This window comes from Thiocapsa sp. (assembly GCF_018399035.1).
Lineage (GTDB): Bacteria > Pseudomonadota > Gammaproteobacteria > Chromatiales > Chromatiaceae > Thiocapsa.
Window position 1 is genome coordinate 2,130,245 of sequence record NZ_CP073760.1, and the last position, 20,919, is coordinate 2,151,163.

Annotated in this window: 24 protein-coding genes and 3 pseudogenes; 1 reads left to right on the forward strand and 26 read right to left on the reverse strand. The window is 62.7% G+C overall.

The window, feature by feature from the left end; translation table 11 throughout:
- Positions 1-137: 137 nt before the first annotated feature.
- The 7 genes and pseudogenes from pheA to KFB96_RS09655 all read right to left on the reverse strand — a co-directional run bounded on the left by pheA (position 138) and on the right by KFB96_RS09655 (position 9,206).
- Positions 138-1,244 carry a prephenate dehydratase gene (pheA, locus tag KFB96_RS09635; RefSeq protein WP_213462017.1) on the reverse strand — a complete coding sequence of 369 codons (1,107 nt, stop codon included), beginning with the start codon at positions 1,242-1,244 and terminating at the stop codon, positions 138-140.
- Positions 1,244-2,428 carry a phosphoglycerate dehydrogenase gene (locus tag KFB96_RS09640; protein ID WP_213462015.1) on the reverse strand — a complete coding sequence of 395 codons (1,185 nt, stop codon included), beginning with the start codon at positions 2,426-2,428 and terminating at the stop codon, positions 1,244-1,246. The genes pheA and KFB96_RS09640 overlap by 1 nt, the downstream gene beginning before the upstream one ends.
- 193 nt (positions 2,429-2,621) lie before the next feature.
- Complete coding sequence (gene serC, locus KFB96_RS09645; protein WP_213462013.1) at positions 2,622-3,704, reverse strand: 3-phosphoserine/phosphohydroxythreonine transaminase; 1,083 nt, start codon at positions 3,702-3,704, stop codon at positions 2,622-2,624.
- A 394-nt stretch (positions 3,705-4,098) separates the two neighbouring features.
- Positions 4,099-6,420 (reverse strand): annotated as a pseudogene (gyrA, locus tag KFB96_RS27515) (DNA gyrase subunit A); the annotation flags it as partial.
- A 3-nt stretch (positions 6,421-6,423) separates the two neighbouring features.
- A pseudogene (locus tag KFB96_RS27520) lies at positions 6,424-7,965 on the reverse strand (intein-containing DNA gyrase subunit A); the annotation flags it as partial.
- A gap of 6 nt (positions 7,966-7,971) precedes the next feature.
- Positions 7,972-8,307: pseudogene (locus KFB96_RS27525) on the reverse strand (DNA gyrase subunit A); the annotation flags it as partial.
- A gap of 383 nt (positions 8,308-8,690) precedes the next feature.
- Positions 8,691-9,206 (reverse strand): B12-binding domain-containing protein, encoded by a 516-nt coding sequence (locus KFB96_RS09655; RefSeq protein WP_213462009.1) that lies wholly within the window; start codon positions 9,204-9,206, stop codon positions 8,691-8,693.
- A gap of 116 nt (positions 9,207-9,322) precedes the next feature.
- On the opposite strand from KFB96_RS09655, the gene KFB96_RS09660 reads away from it, so the two are divergent.
- Positions 9,323-10,717: a DEAD/DEAH box helicase gene (locus KFB96_RS09660; RefSeq protein WP_213462007.1), complete on the forward strand. Its 1,395-nt coding sequence runs from the start codon at positions 9,323-9,325 to the stop codon at positions 10,715-10,717.
- Positions 10,718-10,864: 147 nt separating this feature from the next.
- On the opposite strand, the gene KFB96_RS09665 is transcribed toward KFB96_RS09660, so the two are convergent.
- The 19 genes from KFB96_RS09665 to rplN all read right to left on the reverse strand — a co-directional run bounded on the left by KFB96_RS09665 (position 10,865) and on the right by rplN (position 20,892).
- Positions 10,865-11,155, reverse strand: a complete 291-nt coding sequence (locus KFB96_RS09665) for a DUF533 domain-containing protein (protein WP_300971494.1) — start codon at positions 11,153-11,155, stop codon at positions 10,865-10,867.
- A gap of 303 nt (positions 11,156-11,458) precedes the next feature.
- A complete protein-coding gene (locus KFB96_RS09670; protein WP_213462869.1) occupies positions 11,459-12,208 on the reverse strand; it encodes an SAM-dependent chlorinase/fluorinase in 750 nt (249 codons plus the stop codon).
- A 61-nt stretch (positions 12,209-12,269) separates the two neighbouring features.
- A complete protein-coding gene (gene rplQ, locus KFB96_RS09675; protein ID WP_213462005.1) occupies positions 12,270-12,662 on the reverse strand; it encodes a 50S ribosomal protein L17 in 393 nt (130 codons plus the stop codon).
- 36 nt (positions 12,663-12,698) lie between these two features.
- On the reverse strand, positions 12,699-13,709 hold the full coding sequence (gene rpoA, locus KFB96_RS09680) for a DNA-directed RNA polymerase subunit alpha (RefSeq protein WP_120795539.1): 1,011 nt from the start codon (positions 13,707-13,709) through the stop codon (positions 12,699-12,701).
- A 22-nt stretch (positions 13,710-13,731) separates the two neighbouring features.
- The gene (rpsD, locus tag KFB96_RS09685) at positions 13,732-14,352 is read right to left on the reverse strand and encodes a 30S ribosomal protein S4 (protein WP_120795540.1); all 621 of its coding nucleotides are present in this window, start codon (positions 14,350-14,352) and stop codon (positions 13,732-13,734) included.
- Positions 14,353-14,371: 19 nt separating this feature from the next.
- The gene (gene rpsK, locus KFB96_RS09690; RefSeq protein ID WP_120795541.1) at positions 14,372-14,761 is read right to left on the reverse strand and encodes a 30S ribosomal protein S11; all 390 of its coding nucleotides are present in this window, start codon (positions 14,759-14,761) and stop codon (positions 14,372-14,374) included.
- A 38-nt stretch (positions 14,762-14,799) separates the two neighbouring features.
- Positions 14,800-15,156, reverse strand: a complete 357-nt coding sequence (gene rpsM / locus KFB96_RS09695) for a 30S ribosomal protein S13 (protein ID WP_093027517.1) — start codon at positions 15,154-15,156, stop codon at positions 14,800-14,802.
- Positions 15,157-15,241: 85 nt separating this feature from the next.
- Positions 15,242-15,355, reverse strand: coding sequence for a 50S ribosomal protein L36 (rpmJ, locus tag KFB96_RS09700; RefSeq protein ID WP_083829165.1), 114 nt, complete (start codon positions 15,353-15,355; stop codon positions 15,242-15,244).
- Positions 15,356-15,384: 29 nt separating this feature from the next.
- Positions 15,385-16,737: a preprotein translocase subunit SecY gene (secY, locus tag KFB96_RS09705; RefSeq protein ID WP_213462004.1), complete on the reverse strand. Its 1,353-nt coding sequence runs from the start codon at positions 16,735-16,737 to the stop codon at positions 15,385-15,387.
- Positions 16,738-16,755: 18 nt separating this feature from the next.
- Entirely contained in the window at positions 16,756-17,190 is a 435-nt protein-coding gene (rplO, locus tag KFB96_RS09710) for a 50S ribosomal protein L15 (protein WP_213462003.1), read from the reverse strand.
- Complete coding sequence (gene rpmD / locus KFB96_RS09715; RefSeq protein ID WP_213462002.1) at positions 17,177-17,383, reverse strand: 50S ribosomal protein L30; 207 nt, start codon at positions 17,381-17,383, stop codon at positions 17,177-17,179. The genes rplO and rpmD overlap by 14 nt, the downstream gene beginning before the upstream one ends.
- A 3-nt stretch (positions 17,384-17,386) precedes the next feature.
- Positions 17,387-17,893, reverse strand: coding sequence for a 30S ribosomal protein S5 (gene rpsE, locus KFB96_RS09720; protein ID WP_093027509.1), 507 nt, complete (start codon positions 17,891-17,893; stop codon positions 17,387-17,389).
- 10 nt (positions 17,894-17,903) lie between these two features.
- The gene (rplR, locus tag KFB96_RS09725; protein ID WP_213462001.1) at positions 17,904-18,260 is read right to left on the reverse strand and encodes a 50S ribosomal protein L18; all 357 of its coding nucleotides are present in this window, start codon (positions 18,258-18,260) and stop codon (positions 17,904-17,906) included.
- A 14-nt stretch (positions 18,261-18,274) separates the two neighbouring features.
- On the reverse strand, positions 18,275-18,808 hold the full coding sequence (gene rplF / locus KFB96_RS09730) for a 50S ribosomal protein L6 (protein WP_213462000.1): 534 nt from the start codon (positions 18,806-18,808) through the stop codon (positions 18,275-18,277).
- 12 nt (positions 18,809-18,820) lie between these two features.
- Entirely contained in the window at positions 18,821-19,216 is a 396-nt protein-coding gene (gene rpsH / locus KFB96_RS09735; RefSeq protein ID WP_213461999.1) for a 30S ribosomal protein S8, read from the reverse strand.
- A 105-nt stretch (positions 19,217-19,321) separates the two neighbouring features.
- Positions 19,322-19,627 carry a 30S ribosomal protein S14 gene (gene rpsN, locus KFB96_RS09740; protein ID WP_213461997.1) on the reverse strand — a complete coding sequence of 102 codons (306 nt, stop codon included), beginning with the start codon at positions 19,625-19,627 and terminating at the stop codon, positions 19,322-19,324.
- A gap of 10 nt (positions 19,628-19,637) precedes the next feature.
- Complete coding sequence (rplE, locus tag KFB96_RS09745; RefSeq protein ID WP_213461995.1) at positions 19,638-20,177, reverse strand: 50S ribosomal protein L5; 540 nt, start codon at positions 20,175-20,177, stop codon at positions 19,638-19,640.
- 14 nt (positions 20,178-20,191) lie between these two features.
- A complete protein-coding gene (gene rplX, locus KFB96_RS09750) occupies positions 20,192-20,509 on the reverse strand; it encodes a 50S ribosomal protein L24 (RefSeq protein ID WP_120795548.1) in 318 nt (105 codons plus the stop codon).
- 14 nt (positions 20,510-20,523) lie between these two features.
- Complete coding sequence (gene rplN, locus KFB96_RS09755) at positions 20,524-20,892, reverse strand: 50S ribosomal protein L14 (RefSeq protein ID WP_213461993.1); 369 nt, start codon at positions 20,890-20,892, stop codon at positions 20,524-20,526.
- Positions 20,893-20,919 lie beyond the last annotated feature (27 nt).

The following is a 20,919-nucleotide window of genomic DNA, read 5'->3' on the forward strand; positions in this document are numbered from 1 at the left end:
GTATAGCAGAGCGATTTGACCGAACCGCCGGGGACGCGCAGCAGACAGCGTCTCGCGTCGATCATGCCCACATCCGTACATCGAATCGAACCCATCCGTGATCGAGCTGCCGGTCATACCGATCCGGGATCAATGGCCTAAAGGACCGCCAGCGGATAAGACCCGAGCACCTTGAACAGCAGAGACGACTGTCTCAGGTTCTCCAGCGCGAGCGCGACCTTCGGGTCGTCCCGGTGGCCCATGATGTCGATGAAGAAGACGTAGTCCCAGATGCCGCGACGCGAAGGGCGCGACTCGATGCGGGTCATACTGATGCCGTGAGCGGCCAAGGGGGTCAGCAGGTTGTGGAGACCGCCGGCCTGGTTGCGGCAAGACAGCAGCAGGCTGCTCTTGTCCTGGCCCTGACCGCTGGGTCGCGCGTCCTGCTGGCCGATGACGAGGAAGCGGGTGGTATTGCCGGGCTCGTCCTCGATACGTTCGGCGAGCACCTTGAGCCCGTAGATCTCGGCGGCTTGGAGACCGGCGACGGCCGCGGCATCCTCTTCGGTCGCGGCGGTGCGCGCGGCCTCGGCGTTGCTGCCGACGGCGACGCGCTCGGCGTTCGGGAGATGGCGGTCGAGCCAGCCGCGGCACTGCGCCAGCGATTGCTGATGGGAATAGAGGGTGCGGATGGCGCAAAGATCATCCGTCACACTCATCAGGTGATGATGGATCCGCAGACTCACCTCGCCCGTGATCATCAGGGGCGAGGTCATGAACATGTCCAGGGTGTGGCTCACCACGCCCTCGGTCGAGTTCTCGACCGGGACCACGCCGAAGTCGCACGAGCCGGCCTCGACCTCTCTGAAGATCTCGCCGATCGTGGCCAAGGCGAAGGTGTTGACCGAATGCCCGAAGTGCTTGATGGCCGCGGCCTGCGTGAAGGTCCCGGCCGGGCCAAGGAAGGCGACGTTGAGCGGACGCTCGAGCGCCAGGCAGGCGGACATGATCTCGCGGAACAGTCGGGCAACCTCTTCGCCGTCGAGCGGACCGGGATTGGCGGCCTTGATGCGACGCAGGACGGCGACCTCGCGCTCGGGCCGGTAGAACTGCACCTGATTGCCGTCGGCGGCCGTCTTGATATGAGCGACCTGTTGGGCGCAACGGGCACGCTCGCTGATCAGACCGAGCAGCTCCGAATCGATTGCATCGATCCGGTTCCGCACGTCCTCCAGTGCGTCGCCCTTGGCGCTCTCTTGTCCCATCAGTCCGCGCGCTCCCGAGTCCCGAGACAGCGCACCGAGAGGACGCCGTCGATCGAGCGCAATTGCTCCACCGTGTCTTGCGAACAACGCCGGTCGATATCGATCAGCGTGACCGCCACATTGCCGCGCGAGCGATTGAGCATATCCAGGATATTCAGTCCGGCGGCCGCCAAGTCGGTCGAGATCTGGCCGACCATGTTAGGCACGTTGCTGTTGACGATCGCCATGCGGTAGCCGCCGTTGCGCGGGAGATTGATCTCGGGAAAGTTGACCGAGTGGGTCACGTTGCCGTTCTCCAGATAATCGCGAACCTGCTCCGCGACCATGACGGCACAGTTCTCCTCCGCCTCCTTGGTCGAGGCACCCAGGTGCGGCAGGGTGATCACCCGCGGATGGTCTTTCAACAGGTTGCTCGGAAAATCGCAACAATAGGCGTAGAGGTGTCCCTGGTCCAGCGCGGTGACGACGGCGTCGTCGTCGATGATCCCGTCGCGGGAGAAGTTCAGCAGGACAGCGCCCTTGCGCAGGATGCGCAGACGCTCGGCGTTGATCATGTGCCGAGTATCGGCCGTGAGCGGGACATGGAAGGTGACGAAATCCGAGCGCGAGAGCAGATCGTCGATGCTCAGCGCCGGCTGCACGTCGCTCTCGAGCTGCCAGGCGCGCTGGACCGTGATGGTCGGATCATAGCCGACGACGCGCATCCCGAGCGAGCGTGCCGCATTCGCGACCTTCACCCCGATCGCGCCGAGACCGATCACACCCAGGGTACGGCCCGGCAGCTCGAAGCCCACGAACTGCTTCTTGCCTGCCTCGACCGCCTGATGGATGGACGTGTCGTCGCCTTCGAGCTCACGCGCGAAGCGCCACGCCTGACCGATGTTGCGTGCCGCGATCAACATGCCGGCGATCACCAGCTCCTTGACGGCATTGGCATTCGCGCCGGGTGCATTGAAGACCGCCACGCCGCGCGCCGTCATGGGCTCGACCGGGACGTTGTTGGTCCCGGCGCCGGCGCGCCCGATTGCCTGGACACTCGGCGGGATATCCGCCGCTTGCATCTTGGCCGAGCGCACCAGGATGGCATCCGGATGCGCGATCTCCGAGGCGACCTCGTAGCGATCACGCGGCAACCGGTCGAGCCCGGCAACCGCGATGTTGTTGAGCGTTAGAATTTTGAACACTGAATCGCATCCTGAGTGATAAACGGATGTTGGAGTAAGGGGCCGAGCGCCGAACGCGTCGAAAAGCCTTTGAGCCGACGCGATTCGGAATAACGAAATCTTTATCTGAACCGCGTCCGCGCCGAGGGCCGAGGTGACATACAGCGCCAAGCCAAAACCCAGACCGCGCATGTCACACCGAAGACGCGGTTCATCAGCCGTGTTTGCGCTCGAACTCCTGCATGAAGCCGACCAGCGCCTCGACGCCTTCCTGCGGCATTGCATTGTAGATGCTTGCGCGCATACCGCCGACCGAGCGATGGCCCTTGAGCGTGGTCAGGTTGGCGGACTTGGCCTCCTTGATGAAGGTGTCGTCCAGCTCGGGGGCGGCGAGCGTGAAGGGGACGTTCATCCAGGAGCGCGACGCCGGCTCGACCGGGTTCTTGTAGAAGCCCGAATCATCGATCGTCTTGTAGAGCAGCTCGGCCTTGCGGGCGTTGATCTCGCCCATCGCCGCGAGTCCGCCGAGGCCCTTCAACCACTCGAACACCAGTCCGGCGAGATACCAGGCGTAGGTCGGCGGGGTGTTGTACATGGAGTCGTTCTCGGCCTGGACCTTGTAGTCCAGCATGGTCGGCGTCCCGGGCAGGGTCTGGCCGAGCAGGTCCTCGCGGACGATCACGATGACGAGGCCGGCAGGGCCGATGTTCTTCTGGGCACCGGCGTAGATGAGCCCGAAACGCGAGACGTCGATCGGGCGCGACAGGATGGTCGAGGACATGTCGGCGACCAATGGCTTGCCGGCCGTGTCCGGGACATAGGAGAACTCGACGCCCTCGATGGTCTCGTTGGGGGTGTAATGGACGTAGGCGGCATCGTCGCTCAGGGTCAGCTCGTCCTGACGCGGGGTACGGGTGAAACGTTCCGCTTCGGTGCTGGCGGCGATGTGGACTTGGCCATAGCGGCGCGCCTCGGAGATCGCCTTCTTGGACCAGGAGCCGGTGTTCAGATAGTCCGCGCTCGTCGCGCCGCGCAGCAGATTCATCGGGATGGCCGCAAACTGGGTGGATGCCCCGCCCTGCAGGAACAAGACCTTGTAGTTGCTCGGGACCGCCAGAAGCTCACGCAGATCGGCCTCGGCCTGGGCCGCGATCGACATGAACTCCTTGCCGCGATGGCTCATCTCGGCGACACACATGCCACTGCCGCGCCATTCGAGCATCTCGTCGCGCGCCCTGCTCAGGACAGGCTCAGGAAGCATTGCAGGACCTGCGCTGAAGTTGTAAACCCGAGCCATTCTGTGATCTCCGTTAAACCGCGCCCGGCGCGGTATGCGATGTTTTTGGATGGGATCGGCCCCGGCAGCCTTGACGACCGTTGGAGCCGGCGCGGTTTAAAATATTAAAAAACAGATCATTTGAAGCCGCGTCCCCGCTAAGGGCCGTGGATGCGCCAAACGGCGAGCTCACTCGAAAATCAGCATCTCGCTCCGGACGCGGTTGAGTCTCGACAAAACGTTCGAGAGTCAAACCGCGAAGGCGCAAAGGGCGCGACGTGATTCAGGTTCCGATCTGTTGCGTCATCATGCCGATGGATGGCGTGGTTGTCGATTTTCCGGAGTCGTGCGTGAGCACCTCCGAAGACGCGCGTCCGTTGCCTTGCGCACGCCGAAAACCGGTCGACAACGCTTGTTATGCCTCCGGATCGCTGTCGGGATCGGCCTCGGGAGACTGATCATCATCGATCGGCTCGCCGGTTGGCTCGTCCGGATCTCGGTCCTCGGCGAGGTCCCCGTTGCCCTCCTTCTCGCCCTCCAGCGCAACGATCCGCTCCAGATACACAAGCCGCTCGCCCTCGCCGAGATTGATCAGCTTCACGCCTTGGGCGCTGCGACCCACGACCGGGATCTGATCGATCGGGGTGCGGATCAGGGTGCCTCCCTCGGTGATGAGCATGATCTCGTCGTCGGGGCGCACCAGCACGGCCCCGACCTGGGCGCCGTTGCGCTCGGAGGTGCTGATGCCGATCACGCCCTTGGTGCCGCGACCCTTGGTCGGGAAGTCTTCGACGCGGGTGCGCTTGCCGTAACCGTTTTCGGTCACGCTCAGCACGGTGCCGGGCTCGGCGACTAGGAGCGAAATCACCTTTTGGCCGGGCTTAAGCTGGACGCCCCGTACACCATGCGCTGTCCGGCCCATCGCGCGCACAGCCCCCTCGCTGAAACGCACTGCCTTGCCGGCGGAGGTGAAGAGCATGAGGTCCTGCTTGCCGTCGGTAATGGCCACGCCGATCAGGACCTCGTCCTCGTGCAGGTCGATCGCGATGATGCCGCGCGAGAGGGGCCGCGAGAACTCGTCGAGCGGGGTCTTCTTGACCGTGCCTGCGCTGGTCGCCATGAAGACGAAATAACCGGACTCGTAGTCGCGCACCGGCAGCACGGCGTTGATGCGCTCGCCCGGTTCCAGCGGCAGGAGGTTGACCATCGGCCGACCGCGCGCACCGCGACCGGCCTGCGGCAGCTCGTAGACCTTGAGCCAGTAGACCCGGCCGCGGCTGGAGAAGCAGAGCACGGTGTCGCGCGAGTTGGCGACGAAGATGCGGTCGATGAAGTCTTCTTCCTTGAATGAAGTCGCGCTCTTGCCCTTGCCGCCGCGCCGCTGCGCCTGATAGTCGCTGATCGGCTGGGCCTTCACATAGCCCTGATGCGACATGGTCACCACGACCTCTTCGGGCGCGATCATGTCCTCCAGGGTGAGGTCGGTGTGGTCGACCTGGATCTCGGTGCGGCGCTCGTCGCCGAACTGATCGCGGATCGCGGTGAGCTCTTCGCGGATGACGTCCATCAGACGATCCGAGTCGGAGAGGATCATCAGCAGGGCGGCGATCTTGTCGAGGATCTCCTTGAACTCGTCGAGGATCTTATCCTGCTCCAGACCGGTCAGGCGCTGGAGCTGCAGGTCCAGGATCGCCTTGGTCTGGCGCTCGCTCAGCCGATAGCCGGCGTCGGTCAGACCGAAGGCGGCTTCGAGCTCCTCGGGACGGGTGTGCTCGGCGCCCGCGCGCTCGAGCATGCCGGTGACCGAGCCGGGCGTCCAGGTGCGCTCCATCAAACGCTCGCGTGCCTCGGCCGGATTGGCCGACGCCTTGATCAGGGCAATGATCTCGTCGATGTTCGCCAGCGCAATCGCATAGCCTTCCAGGACATGCGCCCGGTCGCGGGCCTTGCGCAGCTCGAAGAGGGTGCGGCGTGTCACCACATCGCGGCGATGACGGATGAAGTATTCGAGGATCTGCTTGAGGTTGAGCGTGCGCGGCTGGCCGTCGACCAAGGCGACCATGTTGATGCCGAAGACCTGCTGCATCTGGGTGTGCTGGTAGAGGTTGGCCAGCAGCACCTCGGCATAGGCGTCGCGCTTGAGCTCGATGACGACACGCATCCCGTCCTTGTCGGACTCGTCGCGCAACCCGTCCGGGGCGATTCCTTCGATCTTTTTTTCCTTCACCAGCTCGGCGATGCGCTCGAGCAGCCGTGCCTTGTTGACCTGGTAAGGCAGCTCGGTGACGACGATCGCCTCGCGCCCGCTACGCTTCTGGACCTCGACCATGGTGCGGGCACGGATGACCACACGGCCGCGTCCGGTCCGATAGCCCTCACGGATCCCGCGCACGCCGTTGATGAGCGCCGCGGTCGGGAAATCCGGGCCGGGCACCAGCACCATCAGCTCTTCGATCGTCATCGCCGGGTTGTCGATGAGCGCCAGACAGGCGTCGATGACCTCGCGCAGGTTGTGCGGCGGGATGTTGGTGGCCATGCCGACCGCGATGCCCGAGGAGCCGTTGACCAGCAGATTCGGGAAGCGCGCCGGGAGGACGACCGGCTCGTGCTCGGTGTTGTCGTAGTTGGGGATGAAGTCGACCGTGTCCTTGTCGAGGTCGTCGAGCAGCGCATCGGCGATGCGGGTCATCCGCACCTCGGTGTAGCGCATGGCCGCCGGCGGATCGCCGTCTACGGAGTTGTGAACGAAGACGCCGCACGCGAGTAGAAAATTATGATGGTGATCGACCGTGATGTCGTAGGTATCCGCCCGCACGGTGAGTCGACGCGTGCTGACGACGCGATGGTTGTAATGCCTTCCTGCCGTGACGAGCGCATCGAAGTCGCCAAAATACTCGACAGCCTTATTCAGTCGCGGAATCCAGTTCCGGTAACGATTCGACTCATATAATTCAGGTGTGATGTCACAATCAGGGAATCGTCTCGTCAGATCGTAGACATAGCCTGCGATCTTGCGCTGCATCACCTTCTGCCGATACTCGGGCTTGCTCCAGCTAACGTGCAGCGATTCCTCCGCCTTGCGGTTGATATCCTGCATCAAATCAGGATCCTCGCGGAGACGCCTTGCATTACTGGCGATGACGGCCTGTCTCTGAGCCCGGACGAACTTATCATCCTCCCATTGCTTGGCGATTTTTTCACGGTGGAAATCGCGAGTCTCGGGCTTTTGCCACAAGGTTTGCGCCATGAGCGCAAAATGTTCCGCCGGAAACTTCGCTCGGTATTCGGGGTTAAGCCACTGTCGCTTAACGGCATCGCTGATCTTCCTACGAACATCCTCGGCCGACAGTGCGCGACAAATCGCGTCGACGATTTGCTCCCGCTTGTCGTCATCACCCCACATGAGCTTGCTTTTCTCCGAGATGATGGCACTGATCCTCGCCTTCTCATCATCGGAAAGAGGACGCTTTTCGATGCCAGTCAGCGCTTTGGACATCTTTTCGCGATAATCGGCATCCTGCCATAATGCATGCATGCGCTCGGAGATCGCGCGCCGCGCATCCGAATTCTTCGCATAGAAACGACGCAACTCCGTAGCGGTTCGAGCGCCATTCACCGCCCTGAAGTCATCATCCTGGTTTTGACGAATGAAACGCTCGCGTCGTGTGTCGAGAGCCTCGGGATGCTCGGAATAGTAGTTCTGTACGCCGCGTTTCTGCGCCTCGCGGAATTCAGGATCTTGCCACAGCTCACCGATCTGCTCGGCATGCAGGTGCAAATGGTCGAGGAATGTCAAACGCTGAATATTGGTCGGGGTATTGTCCCAGCGGTTGAAATTTCGGTGATGACGAACAAAGGGACCCTTTGCATCACATCGACCTCGCTCGACATTAAACTCGTCGGCCAGGTGATGAACGAATTGATAGCGTCCGAGATTCGGCTGGAGGATGCGTAGATAGTCATTCAGTCCAGGCTTGACCGGCGCGGTGTCGAAGACCCCCGGCATGAGGCTATCGTCCGGCGTCAAGTCCCGAGCTTCCTTGTAGGAACCATCACGCAGCATGAAGCGATGATCGGGCGTACAGCGGACGACATCGCCGGTGTCCAGGGTGAGCTCCAGCAGCTCGGCGTTGGGGCGGGTCATCCGCGCGTGGCGCCCCTCGGCGATCACGATCTTACCGGTCTCGTCCACCGCGTAGACGTAAAAGATCTCGTCGGACGGTCGCTGCGCCAACTCCGCAAACGTTCTTTCGGTGCCGTCAGCTAGCTTGATCCGGGTATCGCCGGTGAAACAGCCAAAATTACCCTGCCCGTCCACCAGCAAGTAGCGCATCGAGAAGCGCTGCGCCATGCGGACCATGGTGTCGTAGATGGCCGAGTCGCCGTGAGGGTGGTACTTACCCATGACGTCGCCGACCACGCGGGCGGATTTACGATAGGCACGGTTCCAGGCGTTGCCCTGCTCGCTCATCGAGAAGAGGACGCGCCGATGGACCGGCTTGAGTCCGTCGCGAACATCGGGAAGCGCGCGTCCTACGATCACGCTCATGGCGTAATCGAGGTAAGACTGACGCATCTCGTCCTCGAGATTGATGGGTATAACTTCTCTCGCGAAATCTGCCATGGGCGTGGTGAACCGACGTTGAGGCGTGCCGCGCGGAGCACCGAAACGGGCCGCGTTTGTACTGATGGTTAGCCGGTGAAGTTTACCACGCGGGGCACCCCTTCCCCATCCATAACGACCACTTTGTCGCCGATGCGCCCTGTTTCAGGGGCGATCGGAGACTGCGGCGGTCTGTTCGAGGACGACCTGATTGCGCCCGCTGCGCTTCGCCCGATACAGCAGATCGTCGGCCCGCCCCAAAAGCGCATCCGCATCCTCGTCGGGTCGACAGCGGCGCCCCCCCGATGCGCACCCGCGCAACCCCCTCCTCCAAGCGATCCATGAAGAAACGCCGATTGGCGAGACTCGTCAGGGGGTCGGTGCGCGCCAAGGCTTGATTCGTTTCAAGGGCTGCTCGTAGTAGAGGGCGGACAAGATGCGGTACACACCATCGCGGTCGTTTGGTGCTCCATCGCCACGGAGAGGCGGCCCTGCTCCCAACGCGCGCCGATCTCCACCATCGCCGGGTAAAAGATCGACTGGATCAGGTGCGAAAAGGACATCCCGCCACGCAGGAGGGCACGACAATGCTGGATAACCGCCGGATGATCGCCCGCGATCAGGCGCTCCAGGGTCTCGACATAGACCGCCGCGTGATCGGGTGGAACCGGGGCCGATGCGGATGCGTAGTGCGCGGCGGCTTCGACGGTCTCCGGATGCACCCGCAACATCCAACGGTAGATCGGCAGGATCGCCGCGGCATCCTCGCCGGGCAGGAGCTCGGTGATCACCTCGGCCCAGATCTCCAGCTCGGCGGCAAAGTAGTCAACCGAGACGCCTTGATTCGCGTAGGCGAAATAGGCCCAAGGTAGGGTGTCCACCAGAAGGTCGAGTCGGAAGGGCGGGTCAAGCGTAAGCATGGAGGTCTCCGTAACGCTTTGGAGTCGAGTATAGTCAGACAAAGGCCGTCGTGAAGCGTGCGCGGCAACGCAGCCCGCCTGCCGCGAAGGCCCCTATTTGGTGTATCGTGGCGCCCATGAACAGGAACTTTGCTGAATTTTTGCTTCCGGACGCGCTCATGCGCGGACTGGAAAAAGAGGGCTTCGAGACCCCGACCGAGGTCCAGGCGCAGGTGATCCCGGCCGCGATGGAGGGCCTGGATCTCTTGGTCTCGGCCGCGACGGGCTCGGGGAAGACCGCCGCCTTTCTGCTGCCGATCATGGAGCGTCTGGTCGGCGCGCCGCGCTCCGACAGCGGGACGCGCGCCCTGGTGTTGGTGCCGACCCGCGAGCTGGCCCGCCAGATCCATGTCCATTTCACGCGTCTCGGCAGCTACACCCGCCTGAACAACGGCGTGATCACGGGCGGCGATTCAAAGGCGCATCAGATCGCGACCTTGCGCAAGAACCCGGAGATCCTGGTGGCGACGCCCGGTCGCCTGCTGGAGCTTCTGGAAAAGGGCGAGGCCGACCTGAGCGACCTGGAGATCCTGGTCCTCGACGAGGCCGACCGCATGCTCGACATGGGCTTCGTCGACGATGTCCTGACGATCATCGCTCGGACCAACCCGGCCCGCCAGTCGATGTTGTTCTCCGCGACCCTCCACCATCGGGGTCTGAGCCGCATCACCGAGCGTCTGCTGCGCGAGCCGCGCGTACTCACCGTCAATCCGGTGCGCGAACAGCACCCCGACATCACGAATCAAGTCCTCTTGAGCGACGGCCCGGAGCACAAGCAGCAGCAGATCCTTTGGCTGCTCCGCAACGAGACCTACGAGAAGGCGCTGGTCTTCACCAATACCCGTGATGGCGCCACGGCGCTCGGCAATTTCTTGATGGGCGAAGGGCAACGCGTCGCCGTGCTTCATGGCGAGCTGGAGCAGCGCGAGCGCAACCGCGTCGTCGGGCTCCTGCACAGCGGGCGTGTCAACGTCCTGATCGCCACCGATGTCGCCGCGCGCGGGCTCGACATCCCGGGCGTGGAGCGGGTGATCAACTTCGACCTGCCGCGCAGCGGGGACGATTATCTGCACCGCACCGGGCGGACCGGCCGGGCCGGCGAGCAGGGCGTGGCCATCTCGCTGATCGGAGCCTCCGAATGGAATCGGCTCGAGAGCATCGAGCGGTATCTGAATCTCGGTCTCGAGCGCCGCAGCATCGAAGGGCTCAAGGCGTCCTTCAAGGGGCCGACCAAGCGCTCGGGCGCGAAGAAGGGGGCAAAAAAGACCGGCGCGAAGGCGGTGACCGCAAAGACCACGGCACCCAAGCCCAAAGACCGTCTGCGCGACCGCAAGAACATCGGGAAGCGACGCCGGCCGAAGACCGATGTCGGCGTTGCAGGCGGTGTCCAGGCCGGTCATGCACCGCTCGCGAAACGACGGACGTCTGCTGCCGAGTCCAAACCCGAAGACACCGGCGGCACGAACGACTGAGCGTCAACCGCGCGCACGACTCCCTTCGCGACGCGCGCGCACCACGACATCCCGACACGGGGAAAGACCGGGGCGAACGTCCGACCTTTCGTATCCTTCCCTGCACCCTGCACCCTGCACCCCCGGCAAGACCCGTTCCGACGGCCCTCAGATTGTCACGCCCATCGACTGGTGGATGTGCTGCACGACGAGCGGATGGAGTCCGGCCTTCTCGGCAAACCGGCGCAGATAGTCCTGTTCTTGCGGGGTGTCGACCTCCACCGCAAGCAGTGACGCCGCATAGACCTCGGCAGCTACCTCGGGGCTCGGGATCTCGGCCGCGAAGGCATCGAGATTCAGCGGCTGGCGCAGCTCCGTCATCAGCCACTCCTGTGCGTCCGCGCCCATGCCGGCGGCCTCGATCTTTCCGACGATACGCTGGATCTCGTCCACGCTCACCTGGCCATCCGAACTAAACCGCGCCCTGTGCGGTATGCGATGTTTTTGGATGGGATCGGCCCCGGCGGATTTCACAACCGCTGGAGCCGGCGCGGTTTAAAGTATTAAAAAATATAAAATTTTAAACCGCGTCCCCCGCTAAGGGTCGTGGATTCACCAAACTTCGAGCTCACTCGAAAGTGAGCATCTCGCTCTGGACGCGGTTTATATGTCATGGGGGCCACGGGAAAAGCGACAAATATCGGGGCAATCGGGGCAGAGGCAGCAGTCCAGAGGCGTGCATCGGCGCAAAGGAAGATCATTTCACCCGGGGGGGAGGAAAGGACCGATCGGATCGCCGGGAGACAGGCCCAACGCGCGATCCGCGCGACCGAGATTGACCGCGAGCTCGACGAGACCGAGTGCGTTCTCGTACCAAAACGCCTCGCCGGATGCGACCTCGCCGAAAGTCCGGGCATGGCGGAGTCGTCGTTCCCCGACGCGCAGGGCGTGGGTCCTCGGGCGACCCTTCGCCTGAAGCCCGGTCATCAGATTCCCGAAACGATCGACGTAAACGACCGCAGCGCGTTCCCTCGGCCAGTCCGACCCGACCATGTCCGCCGGATCCATCGGGCATAGCTGAAGATCCTCGCCGACCGCCAAGCGAGCCGCAGCGGGAGCGAACCAGTCGCGTCCGTGGAAGCTTGCCGAGAGCACGGACGGACACCAGCCGATCCGATCCACGGTGGCACCTTCTGCGCGATGCGCGAGCGGAACCAGCAGCCCATTGTCGGGGCCGATGAACCAGGAGCCGCGGGTTTGGACCAGAAGCCCGTCACGCGCGCCCCCGACACCCGGATCTACAACACAGACATAGATCGCACCGGGCGGCATGTCGCGCACGAGTGCGGGCAAGAGATAGGCGGCCAAATCGACGCGGAATGGCGGGAGGTCATGAACGAGATCCAGGACCGGGACCGCGGGCAGGAGATCACCGAGCCGAGCGCGCATCTGGCCGACATAGATGCCGTCACCGAAATCGGTGACGAGCACAAGACGCCGGATCGACGCCATCACTCAACAAAAAAGCCGGGCATGAGCCCGGCTTTTCGAGACGAGCGCATCAAAACGCAACTCAATCCTCGTCGTCTTCAACGGCCACTGCGTTCGCGGGACGGTCGACCAGCTCGACGTAAGCCATCGGCGCGGCATCACCGGCTCGATAGCCGCACTTAAGGATACGCAGATAGCCGCCCGGACGCGCCTGATAGCGCGGCCCCAGCTCCACGAAGAGCTTGCCGACCGCTTCCTTGTCGCGCAGACGCGCGAAGGCAAGGCGACGGGTGTGAACGGAATCGTTCTTCGCCAGGGTAATCAGAGGCTCGGCGACCCGACGCAGCTCCTTCGCTTTCGGCAGCGTGGTCTTGATCAGCTCATGGCGAAACAACGACGACGCCATGTTGCGAAACATGGCCTCGCGGTGCGAGCCGGTGCGATTGAGGTGCCTTCCGGCATTGCGATGACGCATGGTCCTAATCCCGAATAGTTCTTGAATCGTATAGCGTTAACGAATGCCGAGCTCGGCGATATTGTCCGGCGGCCAGTTTTCGAGACGCATCCCGAGCGAGAGTCCGCGAGTGGCGAGCACGTCCTTGATCTCGGTCAGCGACTTCTTGCCGAGATTCGGCGTCTTGAGCAGCTCGACCTCGGTGCGCTGGATCAAATCGCCGATCAGGTAGATGTTCTCGGCCTTCAGACAGTTCGCGGAGCGAACGGTGAGCTCGAGATCGTCGACCGGCCGCAGCAGAATCGGATCGTAGGGCGACTCGTCGCGCGCCTCGAGGACTTGGGTGTCGGACGGACCCGATCCTTCCAATGCCACGAAGCTGGACAACTGATCCCGAAGAATCGTCGCCGCCCGCTGGATCGCTTCGCGCGGATCGATGGTTCCGTTGGTTTCCAAGTCGATCACCAGACGATCCAAATCGGTACGCTGCTCGACGCGCGCGGATTGCACCTCGATGGCGACCCGCCGAACCGGACTGTAGGACGCATCGAGCGGAAGCTTGCCGATCGGGCGATCCTCGCCCTCGTCGAGCTCGCGCTGCGTCGCCGGCTCGTAACCGCGTCCGCGCCGAATCGTCATCGACATGCTCAACTCGCCCTCGGTCATGTTCGCAATGACCAGATGGGGGTTGGCGATCTCGGCCGTATGGTCGATCGCGATGTCCGCAGCAGTCACGACACCGGGGCCGGTCTTGCTCACCGTAAAGGTCGCCTCGTCCTTGCCCTTGAGCGAGATGGCGAGCTGCTTCAGGTTCAGCAGGATCTCGAGAACATCCTCTTGAACGCCGGGGATCGTGGTGTACTCGTGCAAGACGCCCTGGATCTCGACCTCCGTCACCGCCCAACCGTCCATCGAGGATAAGAGAATACGGCGCAACGCGTTGCCGAGGGTATGCCCGAAGCCGCGTTCGAGCGGCTCCAGCGAAACCCGGGCATGCGTCGAGCTGCCGTCGACCGCCTCGACCCGTACGATGCGCGGTTTGAGAAATTCGCCAATAGCGTCAGTCATTCAGTGCCCCTCACGAAGCTCCTTACTTGGAGTACAACTCGACGATCAGCGATTCGTTGATGTCGGCCGGCAGGTCCGAGCGATCCGGAATACGCTTGAAGACGCCCTTGAAGCCTTTGGTATCGACGTCGACCCAATCGGGGAAGCCGTACTGCTCGGCGAGCGCGACCGCGTTTTGGACGCGCACCTGCTTCTTCGCGTCCTCTCGGACCTCGACATGGTCATCGGCGCCGACCTGGTAGGAGGCGATGTTGACGACCCGGCCGTTGACCAAAATGGCCTTGTGGCTGACCAATTGACGCGCCTCGGAGCGCGTCGCACCGAAACCCATCCGGTATACGACGTTGTCGAGTCGGCGCTCGAGGAGCTGCAACAGGTTTTCACCGGTCGCGCCCTTGGCTTGAGCCGCCTTCTTGTAATAATTACGGAACTGACGCTCCATCAGTCCGTAGATTCGGCGAACCTTCTGCTTCTCGCGAAGCTGCACGCCGTAATCGGAAAGCCGGCGCCGACGGTCGGTGGTTTGACCGGGCTGCTTCTCGAGGTTGCACTTGGTGTCAAGCGAGCGCGCGCGACTCTTCAGGGCGAGATCGGTCCCCTCGCGCCGTGCGAGTTTGCAGGTTGGGCCTGTATAACGTGCCATGTCTCTACCTGTTCCTGTATCAGACGCGCCGCTTTTTGGGCGGGCGGCAGCCGTTGTGCGGGATCGGCGTCACATCGGTGATGCTCGTGATCTTGAATCCGGCGTTGTTGAGTGCACGCACCGCGGATTCACGACCCGGACCGGGCCCCTTCACGTTGACGTCGAGATTGCGCAGACCGTAATCCTTGACCGCCTGGCCGGCCTTGTCCGCCGCGACCTGCGCAGCGAAAGGCGTGCTCTTGCGCGATCCCCGGAACCCGGAGCCGCCTGCGGTCGCCCACGACAGCACGTTGCCCTGGCGGTCCGTGATGGTGATGATGGTGTTGTTGAACGATGCGTGGACGTGGGCAATCCCATCCGCCACCTGTTTCTTGATCTTCTTCTTGACAGTACGAGTCGGTTTAGCCATTCGAGGTTATCCAGCCCTTTCGCTGCGCCCAAGCGCCCTTATCGTTTGATGGGACGACGCGGACCCTTACGGGTACGTGCGTTCGTGCGGGTCCGCTGACCACGCAACGGCAAGCCGCGACGGTGGCGAATGCCGCGGTTACAGCCGAGGTCCATCAAGCGCTTGATGTTCATCGACACTTCGCGCCGCAGGTCACCTTCCACGGAGAACTTGCCGACCTCGTTGCGGAGCTTGTCGACCTCTTCTTCCGTGAGGCTCTGAACCTTGGCATCGCGCGGTACACCGGCGGCGTCGCAGATCACAGCGGCACGCACGCGGCCGATGCCATAAATCGAAGTCAACGCGATGACCGCGTGCTTCTTGTCCGGGATGTTGACGCCGGCGATACGGGCCATAGCTTAGAAACCCCTGAAATCCAAATTGCCATGCGGGTAAACCGCGTAGTATATCAATCCGTAGCCTTCAATCAAGCCCGAGATCCTATCCCTGGCGTTGTTTGTGGCGTGGGTCCTTGCAGATGACCCGAACGGTGCCGTTGCGACGGATAATCTTGCAGTTCCGGCACAACTTCTTAACGGATGCTCGCACTTTCATTTGTTCTCTCCTTCAGACTCGAGCGCCACTCAGCGCAGCATGCCGGCGCCCGGCGACTTTAGGTTTGCCTTCCGCATCAAGCCTTCGTATTGATGTGACATCAAGTGAGCTTGAACCTGGGCCATGAAATCCATCACCACGACGACGACGATCAGCAAAGAGGTGCCGCCGAAGTAGAAAGGCACGTTGTAACCGACGATGAGAAACTCGGGCAGCAGGCACACGGCGGTAATGTAGATCGCACCTGCCGCGGTCAACCGCGTCATTACGGTGTCGATGTAGCGCGCCGTCTGCTCGCCGGGCCTGATCCCCGGAATGAAGGCTCCGGAGCGCTTCAGATTGTCGGCCGTATCCTTGGCGTTGAAGACCAAGGCGGTGTAGAAAAAGCAAAAGAAGATGATCGCGGCCGCATACAAGATGACATACACGGGCTCGCCGGGCGACAGCTTCGAGGTGAGGTCGGCCAACCAACGCATATCCTCGCTGCTCCCGAACCATTGGCCCAAGGTGCCTGGGAACAGGATGATGCTCGAGGCGAAGATCGGCGGAATCACGCCGGCCATGTTCAGCTTCAGCGGCAGATGCGTACTCTGCGCCTGCATCATCTTCCGCCCCTGCTGGCGCCGGGCATAGTTCACGGTAATCCGACGCTGACCCCGCTCGACGAACACCACGAAGGCCGTCACCGCAAGCGCCATGGCGAACAGGGCCAACACGGCCAGCGAATTCATCTCGCCGGTGCGCGCCAACTCCAATGTCCCGCCCAACGCCGACGGCAGTCCGGCGACGATGCCCGCGAAGATGATCAACGAGATGCCGTTGCCGATGCCCCGTTCGGTGATCTGTTCGCCGAGCCACATGAGGAACATGGTTCCGGTGACCAGCGACACCGTCGCCGTAAAGACAAAGCCCATGCCCGCGTGACTGACCAGCGCCGAGCCCCCGGCGGTCTGTCCCTGCAGCGCCATCGAAATCCCGACGGCCTGGAAGGTCGCCAAGACCACGGTGCCGTAGCGGGTGTATTGGGTAATCTTGCGACGCCCCGATTCACCTTCCTTTTTAAGCTGCTCGAGCTTCGGAACCACGGCCGTCATCAACTGCATGATGATCGACGCCGAGATGTAAGGCATGATCCCGAGTGCAAACAGACTCGCGCGCTCCAAGGCGCCGCCCGAGAACATGTTGAACATGTCCAGGATGGAGCCTTGGTTTTGGTCGAACAGGATGGCCAGCGCCTCGGGATTCACGCCCGGAACCGGAATGAAGGTCCCGATGCGATAGACCAGGAGGGCACCGACCACGAACAGCAGTCGCGCCCGCAGCTCGGTCAGACGCCCCATACCGCCGAGCGTCTGCCCCATCGATCCGACATTCTTAGCCATCCGATTCGCGCCTTTAAGCTAGTCTTCGATCGTGCCGCCGGCTGCTTCGATCGCGGCACGGGCACCCTTGGTGACACCGACACCGCGAACCGTGAAGGCCCGTCCGACCTCACCCGAAGCAATGATCTTCGCGCTCTTGATCGACTGGCTCACAACACGGGCCTGAACCAGTGCGAGCAGGTCGATCGTGTCGCCTTCCACACGCGCAAGCTCGCTCAGGCGAACCTCGGCACGTGTCGCCGCCGTGCGGGACCGAAAGCCGACCTTCGGCAAACGACGCTGCAACGGCATCTGACCGCCTTCGAAGCCGACCTTATGGTAACCGCCTTTGCGGGACTTCTGCCCCTTGTGGCCGCGACCGCAGGTCTTGCCCAGGCCGCTGCCGATGCCGCGACCGACCCGCTTGGCAGCGGGACGACTGCCCGCATCGGGCTTGAGATCATTGAGCCGCATCGCGAGACTCCTCCACGATCGAAACCATGTAAGACACGGTGTTCACCATGCCGCGCGTGCAGGGCGTGTCCTCGACCTCGACCACATGGTGCATGCGACGCAGCCCGAGACCCCGCACGCATGCCTTGTGGTTGGCGAGGCGTCCGTGGACGCTGCGCACAAGCTTGACCTTCATCATCTTTTTGTCGGCCATCGTCTACCCCAGGATCTCGGCGACCGTCTTGCCGCGCTTCGCGGCAATGGTCTCGGGATCGTTCATGGTCCGTAGCCCCTGAACCGTCGCGCGAACCACATTGATCGGGTTGTTCGTCCCGATGCACTTGGCCAACACGTTCTGGACACCCAGGACCTCGAAGACCGCGCGCATGGCGCCGCCGGCGATGATCCCGGTACCTTCGGATGCCGGCTGCATGAAGACCTTGGCCGCACCGTGCCGCCCGTTGAGCGGGTACTGCAGGGTGCTGCCGTTGAGCTTGACCTCGATCATGTTCTTGCGTGCGTTTTCCATCGCCTTCTGGATCGCCACCGGCACCTCGCGGGCCTTGCCGCGACCGAAGCCGACGCGTCCCTTGCCGTCGCCCACCACCGTCAAGGCGGCGAACCCGAATTGGCGCCCGCCCTTGACGACCTTGGCGACACGGTTGACCGCGACCAGTTTCTCGAGGAGATCGTCTCCCTCGTTCTTCGGATTGAAGTTCGCCATGCTCTTACCCCTAGAATTTCAGCCCGTTCTCACGCGCGGCATCCGCCAGCGCCTTGAGACGGCCGTGATAGCGAAACCCGGAGCGGTCGAAGGCTACGGACTCGACGCCGGCGGAAAGAGCACGTTCGGCAATCGCCTTGCCGATGGTCGCCGCCGCGCCGATGTTACCCTTGTGACCCGGAATGGCTTCGCGAAGCGTCGGCTCCACCGTCGAGGCGCTGGCCACGACACGGTTGCCTTCGGGCGCGATGACTTGGGCGTAAATGTGGCGCGGGGTGCGATGAACGCACAGGCGAAACACACCCAATTCGCGGATCTTCGCCCGTGCCCGCGTCGCGCGACGCAGGCGAGCTTGTTTCTTGTCCATTGTATCTGAGACCCCTATTTCTTCTTGGCTTCCTTACGCAGGACGTCTTCGTCCGCGTAACGCACGCCTTTACCCTTGTAGGGCTCCGGCGGCCGGAATCCTCGGATCTCCGAGGCAACCTGACCGACCCGCTGTTTGTCGGCACCCGTGACGACGATTTCCGTCTGACTCGGGGTCTCGATCGTGATGCCCGCGGGAACCGGATAATCGATCGGATGGGAGAAACCCAGGCTCAGGCTGAGCACATCGCCCTTCGCCTGCGCGCGGTAGCCGACGCCCACCAACGAGAGCTTGCGCACGAAACCCGTACTGCTGCCCACCACCATGTTGTTCAGCAGAGCGCGTGTGGTCCCAGCCATGGCCCAGGCGTTCTCGTGCCCTTCGGCCGGAGCGAAGCGGAGCGCGCCGTCGACTTGCGAAATATTCACCGTGGGGTGGACAGACCACTCCAGGGTTCCCTTCGAGCCCGTGACCTTGACGTCCTGGCCCGAAATTTCGACCGTCACACCTTTCGGCAGGACAATCGGCGCCTTTGCGACTCGTGACATGATCGGATCCTCTTAAGCGACGTAGGCGATGATCTCGCCACCGTGCCCCGCTTGGCGGGCGGCACGGTCGGTCATCAAGCCTTGGGACGTGGAGACGATCGCGATCCCGAGTCCCGCCCATACCTTGGGCAGGTCGTCCTTGCCGCGGTAGATCCGCAGGCCGGGACGCGAGACACGGGTGAGCTGCTCGATCACGGGTTTTCCCCGGAAATATTTGAGCTTGACCACCAACTCGGGTTTGCTGCCATTCGCCTCGACGGTCGCGTCGGCGATGTAACCCTCGGCCTTCAGCAGGTTCGCGATCGCGACCTTTTGCTTGGACGAAGGCATCGCGATCGTGATCTTGCCGCGCTGCTGGCCGTTGCGGATACGCGTCAGCATATCCGCAATCGGATCCGACATACTCATGAGCTTCTCCGGGGGTCAGACCACCTCTTCGGTGCGATACCCGTCAGGTTTCAATGAACCGACCCGGCCTGGTTGACCGCATCGGTAGGGGTCGAAATTCTTATCCTACCAACTTGCCTTGACGACGCCGGGCGCATCGCCGCGCATTACCGCCTCGCGGATCTTGTTGCGCGAGAGTCCGAACTTGCGGTAGACCGCATGCGGACGCCCGCTGACCCGGCAGCGCCGTTGCTGGCGTGTCGGACCCGCATCGCGCGGAAGCTGCTGCAGCTTGGCCAACGCCTCTTCGACCTGCTCGCCGCTTGCGCCGCGGTCGTTGATCACGGCCTTCAAGGCCGCACGCTTCCCGGCAAAGCGGGCTGCAATCAGGGTGCGCTTGCGATCGCGCGCGATCATGCTCTTTTTCGCCATCGTCTCGACCTCAGGTGCGGAATGGGAAGTGGAACGCCTCGAGCAGCGCACGCCCTTCTTCGTCCGTCCGCGCCGTCGTCGTGATGGTGATATCCAGACCCCGCAGCGTATCGATCTTGTCGTAATCGATCTCGGGGAAGATGATCTGCTCGCGCACGCCCATCGAATAGTTGCCGCGTCCGTCGAAGGCCTTCGCGCTCAGGCCGCGAAAGTCGCGAATACGCGGGATGGCGACGCTGACCAGACGGTCTACGAACTCATACATCCGCTCGCGACGCAGCGTCACCTTGCAGCCGATCGGCCAACCCTCGCGGATCTTGAAGCCCGCGACGGATTTGCGTGCGAAGGTCACGATCGGCTGCTGGCCGGCGATGAGACGCAGATCGGCGACGGCGTTGTCCATGACCTTCTTGTCCGCGATCGCCTCGCCGACACCCATATTCAGGGTGATCTTCTCGATGCGCGGAACCTGCATCACGCTCTTGAAGCCGAACCGCTCGCGCAACTGACCGACGATGCGATCCTGGTAATCTTTCTGTAGTCTGGTCATCTCGTTTCCTTCGGTCAGACGTCGACGACTTCGCCGTCCGACTTGAATACGCGCACCTTTCGGCCGTCTTCGAGAATCTTGAAACCGACTCGATCCGGGCCGCCTTTCTGCGGGTTGTAGAGCGCGACGTTGGACACCTGGATCGGCATCACCTTGTCGACGATCCCACCCGGCTCGCCGGCCTGCGGATTCGCCTTCTGATGCTTCCGGGCAATGTTGATGTTCTCGACGACCACATGATCCTTGTCGAGCACCTTCAACACCGTGCCACGCTTGCCTTTGTCTTTGCCGGTGATGACCATGACGTCGTCACCCTTCTTGATCTTCTGCATCTCTCCCGGCCCCCCTATAAAACTTCAGGCGCGAGCGAGATGATCTTCATAAACCGCTCGCCGCGGAGCTCACGCGTCACCGGCCCGAAGATGCGGGTCCCGATCGGCTGAAGCTGGTTGTTCAAGAGGACGGCTGCGTTGCCGTCGAAACGGATGGTCGAGCCGTCCGGACGGCGCACGCCTTTACGCGTGCGCACCACGACCGCGTTGTAGACATCGCCCTTCTTGACCTTGCCGCGCGGAATGGCATCCTTGACGGTGACCTTGATGACATCGCCGATGCCTGCGTAGCGCCGATGCGATCCGCCGAGCACCTTGATGCACTGCACCCGCCGTGCGCCGCTGTTGTCGGCGACGCTGAGATCGGTCTGCATCTGAATCATTGTTGTTTACCTAAACTTATTGTGCTG